The 6185-nt window shown below is 48.4% G+C and carries 4 protein-coding genes and 1 pseudogene; 4 read left to right on the top strand and 1 reads right to left on the bottom strand.

Annotated elements, in window-relative coordinates; all coding sequences use genetic code 11:
• Positions 1-1206: patatin-like phospholipase family protein (locus VIM87_RS27435; RefSeq protein WP_332000077.1), on the top strand; the 1206-nt coding region annotated here is incomplete at its 5' end.
• A 250-nt stretch (positions 1207-1456) separates the two neighbouring features.
• Positions 1457-1894 (top strand): hypothetical protein, encoded by a 438-nt coding sequence (locus tag VIM87_RS27430; RefSeq protein WP_332000076.1) that lies wholly within the window; start codon positions 1457-1459, stop codon positions 1892-1894.
• A gap of 42 nt (positions 1895-1936) precedes the next feature.
• Here VIM87_RS27430 and VIM87_RS27425 read toward each other — a convergent pair whose 3' ends face one another.
• On the bottom strand, positions 1937-4900 hold the full coding sequence (locus VIM87_RS27425; RefSeq protein WP_332000075.1) for a glycoside hydrolase family 3 N-terminal domain-containing protein: 2964 nt from the start codon (positions 4898-4900) through the stop codon (positions 1937-1939).
• Positions 4901-5204: 304 nt separating this feature from the next.
• Here VIM87_RS27425 and VIM87_RS27420 point away from each other — a divergent pair, with 304 nt between their 5' ends.
• The gene (locus tag VIM87_RS27420; protein WP_089907091.1) at positions 5205-5792 is read left to right on the top strand and encodes an adenylate kinase; all 588 of its coding nucleotides are present in this window, start codon (positions 5205-5207) and stop codon (positions 5790-5792) included.
• Positions 5793-6018: 226 nt separating this feature from the next.
• A pseudogene (locus VIM87_RS27415) lies at positions 6019-6185 on the top strand (GTPase ObgE); the annotation flags it as partial.

Below are 6185 nucleotides of genomic sequence, written 5' to 3'. Positions count from 1 at the left end.
GTGCAGCAGCGGCATACGGTTATACAGCGCGATAGTATTTACCCGGTATTTTTTGTGCTGGCAGATGGGGGCGCCTCCCGCTCCGGTTACTGGACTGCTGCAGTGCTCAGCCGCCTGGAAGAAGGCTCCAACAGCCAGTTCTCAAAACACCTGCTTTGCCTTTCCGGCGCATCCGGCGGCAGTGTAGGTAACAGCACCTTCTTTGCTTTACTGCAAAAACGCGACAGCATTTACCGTGGGCATCATACCCTGTTAGGGGAGGCACAGGATTATCTGAAATCCGACTTTTTGACGTATACCCTTGCGCGTATGATGGGGCCGGACCTGTTCCGTCCTGTATTCCCTTTTCCTTTTGTATATGACCGTGCAGCAGCGCTTGAATATGCCATTGAAAACGCCGCGCCGGATTCTGTGATCATGCGCAAGGCATTTGAGCAAAGAATGTCGGCGCTTGTAACCCGGCAGCAGGATAGCGCTTACACCTTGCCCATATTATGTATTAACACTACCCGCATGCAGGATGGCGCGCCGGGTGTAGTAAGTAATATTAACATTGATTCTAGCATCTTTGGTAAGCGCATAGATGTGTTAAGCCTGTTAAAACCCGGGGAAGATATGCGCCTGAGCACTGCAGTTGTATTGGGTGCGCGCTTTCCATACATAAGCCCTGCCGGCCGCATACACGACAGTTATTTTGTAGATGGCGGTTACTTTGATAATTCAGGCGCCGGTGTGGTACATGAAATGATCTTAAAGCTAAACCAGTGGGTGCATGACAGCAGCAGCTACTACCCGCAGCTGAAAAACCTGCAGCTGCCTAAAAAGCTGCGCTGGTATGTAATACACATCACCAACTCAAGCCGGGAGCCGGTGCAGCTGCACAAAGTACATCCCCTGGTAAATGATCTGCTGGCGCCGGTGCAAACACTCATTGGCTCTTACGGTACGCAAACCATTGTAAATAACCTGCGCCTCATTAATTATTTGCGTGAGATCAATAAGGATACTACTTACTTTCCCATCTCCCTTTATGAAAAAAGCGACAGCAATACTTATGCTATGAACTGGGCTATATCGGATACGACCCTACGAAAAATGAACGACCGTTTATATCATTATCCGCGCCTGGATTCGCTCATCAGATGGATCCGCAACAATTTTAACCTGCCGGCCGGAGAAGTGTCAGAGTTACGTCAAGAAATTTAAGGGCTTAAAAATTTCTTACTAACGGCAACAGCTATATGAGCATTTGATTTTCAGGCACTAACACGCAGAATGTATGGCTGGCGGGCATTTATGTTCAAACAATCCATCATAAATTTTTAATGGGTGCATAACGTTCTCTTAACATATGATGCACTATCTTTGCGGCGACAAAAACAAAAAAGTCAAAAAGGCATTAAGTATTAGCTAATACTGCCCCCGAAAAATTTAAACATTTAAACAACTTAATGTCATGAAACACATGTCCAAAACCGCTACTATGGCTATTGCAGCCATGCTGTTAACCGCTACAGGCGTTGCTGCTCAGGAACATACTTTTGCTCTGAACACCGCCCGCACTACCGCTGCGCATTTTTCATCTGATGTGCCCAGCAATTTTAAAGTGAACATTTCCCAGCCCAGGAAAGATTCCCTGGTATTTCGTGTAAGCGTTGAAAATCCCGGCGCTGACAAAGTAATACTGCTGATAAAAGATCAGAACCACAACGTATTACACCGCGAAATTATTCCCGCTACGCCTGTATTCATGGGCCGTTACAACCTGCAGGGCTTAGAAGACGGTAACTATACCTTTGAAGTAAGGAATGGTAAAAATGGTGTGATCCAGCGTTCAGTAGAGATCAAAACCCAGCTGTCTGTAAACAGGTTGGTATCCGTAGAAAGCAAATAGTATGCTGTGAATGGTGCAGTGCCTGCACTTCATTATTCACCCTTACTTCATTGCTTTGTATAATGTTTCTAAAATCCGTTCTCGAACATGCAACGTGCTTAGTTTGAGATTGGCGCCGCCCAAAGGGCATACCCGGTTACTAAGGAATACAAACACCAGTTTATACTGTGGGTCTACCCATATACAGGTTCCTGTGAACCCGGTATGCCCGAAAGTAAGGGGAGAGGCGCTGGCGGCCGGATAAGGATCTTTGCGATGTGCATTATCTCTTTCCGGTTTGTCGAAACCCAGGCCACGCCTGCTTTGCGGCGTACCATAGGCACTGAACATTTGAATTGTTTCCGGTTTAATAAACTGCATATCATTATACCGGCCCCCGTTCAGTAGCATTTGTAACAACACCCCGAGATCATTCGCGTTAGAAAACAATCCTGCATGACCGGCAACGCCGCCAAACATGGCTGCACCAGGGTCGTGTACATCGCCACGTATCAGCTGCATGCGGAAGGTATGTTCAAATTCCGTGGGCGCTATACGTTGTAAAGGAAAACGTTCTCTTGGGCGGAAACCAGTGGTTTCCAGCCCCAGGGGATCGTAAAAGGTTTCTTTTACATATTCATTCAGCTTTTTACCGGTAAGCTGTTCTACGATCTTGCCCAGGAAAATAAAATCCATGTCGCTGTATACATAGCCCTGGCGCGGATTCAGCTTGCTATCCAGCATGGTCTTATACATCACCCCCACATAATTGCTGTCCATATACATATGATCTGCCACCCGAACGGTATGCAGTGAATCCGCATCTTTATGGTACAGCACTGTATCCGGCATGCCATTGCTATACAAGGTTGCCTTATAAAAAGGAATGAAAGCCGCCAGGCCGGCCTGGTGCAGCAGAATATCGCGGATGCGCATGTTGGCTTTATCCGTACCTTTTACAATCGGTAAATAATCACCCAGCTTATCATCCAGCTTTACCTTGCCTTCATCATACAGGCGCATTATGGAAATGGTGGTAGCGCAAATTTTTGTTACGGATGCCAGGTCATATATAGAGGATGGCGTTACCTCTTCCCAGCGGTTGTATTCATAAAAGCCAAAACATTTATCGTACACTACACGCCCATCCTTCAGCGCCAGTACCTGGCAGCCCGGGGCCGCGCCCTGGTCTATCATGTTTTTGGCAATGCCGTCTATTTCGTTTAACACGGCCGATCTCATGCCCACTTCTTCCGGCGTAATTTTAGGCAGGGTAATAAACTTAGGCAGCTCATAGGTAATGCCGCTGCCGGAGGGAATGTTACACACCGTTACCGGCAATTTTCCCCTGGGCGCAATTTTGCCAAACAATATGTCGGCCGCTGCTTTCTGGGTTATATCATCATCCTCATAAGCAGCCATAATGGTGGGCGCTTCGCAAAAATATTGCAGCGCATAGGGGTTGCCAAAGGCCACCAGCACAGAAGGCATTTCCTGCTGCAGCTGCCGCACCAGTACTTTTTCGGCCACGGTAATGCCAAAGCTATTGGCCGGGCGGCGGTTGTAATTGTGCAGGCTAATGATCACCTGCTTATAATCCCGCTGCAGCTTGTTCATCAGCACCGCTACTTCCTGTAAGCTCTGGCGGCTGGTAAATACAAACACATCCACATCCGGGCGGTAGCTTTTAACCGTTTGCAAAAAGGTATTGCTGGCATCGGCGCCTACGGCCACCACGGCCAGCTTTTCCTTCTTAATAGGAAACATCTTGAAGGGCACCAGGCGGTTATCATTCTTTACCAGTGTAATAGCCTGCTCCGCAATCTGCTTCTTTAAAGTATCTGTTTTGGCATTCAGGTCATCGGTAAGGTGCTCCGTATCTATAACCTGTGGTTTGTTAAGGCCCAGGTTATATTTGGCTACGAGCACTTTTTTTACGCGCTTGTTCACCTCCGGCCAGCTGATCTGCCCGCGTTTAATGCCGCGCATAATGGCCGCCACACTGCCTTCTGCGGTGGAGGGCAGCACCAGCAGGTCATTACCGGCCAGCAGTGATTGCAAGGCCTCCTCCCCTTTGGAGTAAAACTTTGCAATGCCTTTCATTTCCAGCGCATCGGTTACTACCAGCCCGTTAAAGTCCAGCTCATTCTTAAGCAGTTTGGTGGTAGCATTATAAGAGATAGAGGTAGGCGTATTAGGCCGTTTATCAATGGCCGGCACATACAGGTGCGCCACCATAATAGAACCTACGCCGGCTGCTATGGCCTGGCGGAAAGGGTACAGCTCCAGTGAATCCAGCTGTGCACGGCTTTTGCCTATCACCGGCAGGTCCAGGTGAGAATCTACATCCGTATCCCCATGGCCGGGAAAATGTTTGGAGCACGCCATAATGCCGGCTGCCTGCATACCTTGTATGGTGGCCACACCCATGCGGGCTACCTGGTATTTATTTTCCCCGAACGAGCGGTCGTTAATTACCGGGTTGTTGGGATTGTTGTTCACATCCATGTCCGGCGCAAAATCAATATGAATACCCATGCGGCGGCACTGCTCCCCCAGCAGGTGGCCGTATTGCCAGGCCAGTGTACTGTCCTGCAGGGCGCCCAGCATCAGGTTGCGGGGCAGGCTTATTACACTGTCCAGCCGCATACCCAGGCCCCACTCACCGTCAATAGACACCAGCAGGGGCACTTTGGAAATGGATTGATAATAGTTTGTTAGCTGGGCCTGCCGCACCGGGCCGCCCTGGAAAAAGATAACGCCGCCTACTTTATTGCTGCGGATGTCGTTCACTACCTTATCAATATGATCCTGCCCCAGGTTGGAATGTGCGCGGATCATGATCAGCTGCGCAATACGCTCCTCCGGCGTAAGCGTGCTAAAAACACTGTCGGCCCATTGGGCGGCCGGGTCATCCTGTCCGAGTGTATCTTTTTGTTGCTGCAGGGGCGCCGGTGAAAGCGCTGCCTCCTGTGAAAATGTCCTGTCCTGCCATGTGGGCCCCTGCTGAACCGCTTGTCCTGTCATGAAAAACCCTGTGAGGCCCAGTACCATAAATTGCTTCCTCATCATACCTATAAACATACAAATATTTATATGAGGTTCAACGGATTAATAAAATAAATTATGTATCTGTTTAACGTGCATAAAATAAATGCTTTATACTAAAATCATATTTCAAAAAATTTTATCTTTTTAGCGATTTTTTTAAATGTTGTTAATTAATCCGATAAATTGTTTTATATTATTTAAGCAACGGTAATTTTAGTTACCAGAACATTCAATAGTTTGTTATATTTGCAATCTTGCTAATTAAGTTTTTTTAAAGAACATGGTCAATATTATTTTATTTGGCCCTCCCGGCAGCGGCAAGGGTACACAAAGTGCTAACCTGATCCAGAAATACGGCCTCATTCACCTGAGCACCGGCGATCTGCTGCGGAGCGAAATAGGCGCCCAGACACCCCTGGGAATGGAAGCAAAAAAAGTAATGGACCAGGGCCAGCTGGTTCCGGACGAAGTAGTAATAGGCATGATCAGTTCCAAACTGGATGCCAACCCGGAAGCCCGGGGATTTATATTTGATGGTTTTCCCCGCACCTCTGCCCAGGCAGAAGCGCTGGACAAGCTCCTGGCTTTAAAGAAAACCAGCATTGCTGCTGTACTAAGCCTGGAAGTGCCGGAAGATGAGCTGATCAAACGCCTGCTGAACCGGGGTCTTACCTCCGGCCGCAGCGATGATGCCAGCGAGGAGATTGTAAAGGCACGTATTGTGGAATATCATAACAAAACTGCCCCGGTGGCTGATCACTATGCCAAATACGGCAAGTTTAAAAAGATCAAAGGCAACGGCAGCATTGATGAAATATTCAGCCTGCTGAGCAAGGAGATCGATGAGCTGGTGAGCGAGAAGGTGTAGTGAGCTGTTGGCTTTAGCTGTTAGCAATTAGCCGTTGGCTCTTAGCCAGGAAATGTAGCTGACCACATTAGATAATATACGAGCAGTTTGCAGGCCCTGCCTGCGCAAAAATATCATAACGCAAAGATCGTAAGTAGCGTGATTGTGTCTTTTCACGCAAACTTCCCGATCTTTGCGTTTTTATTTAAGGCAGGGCGGCCCCTGCCACCCGTAAATTGAAACAGTTTTGGAAAATTTTGTAGACTATATACGTGTTTTTTGTAAATCCGGCAAAGGCGGCGCCGGCAGCGCCCATTTTATGCGCACCAAATTCAACCCGCAGGCAGGGCCTGACGGGGGCGATGGTGGCCGCGGCGGGCACATTATCCTGAGAGGGAATGCCCAGCTATGGAC

The organism is Chitinophaga sp., from assembly GCF_036569125.1.
In the GTDB taxonomy this organism is placed as follows: domain Bacteria; phylum Bacteroidota; class Bacteroidia; order Chitinophagales; family Chitinophagaceae; genus Chitinophaga.
The sequence above is the reverse complement of the archived record's forward strand: the minus strand, read 5'-3'. Positions and strand labels throughout refer to the sequence as shown.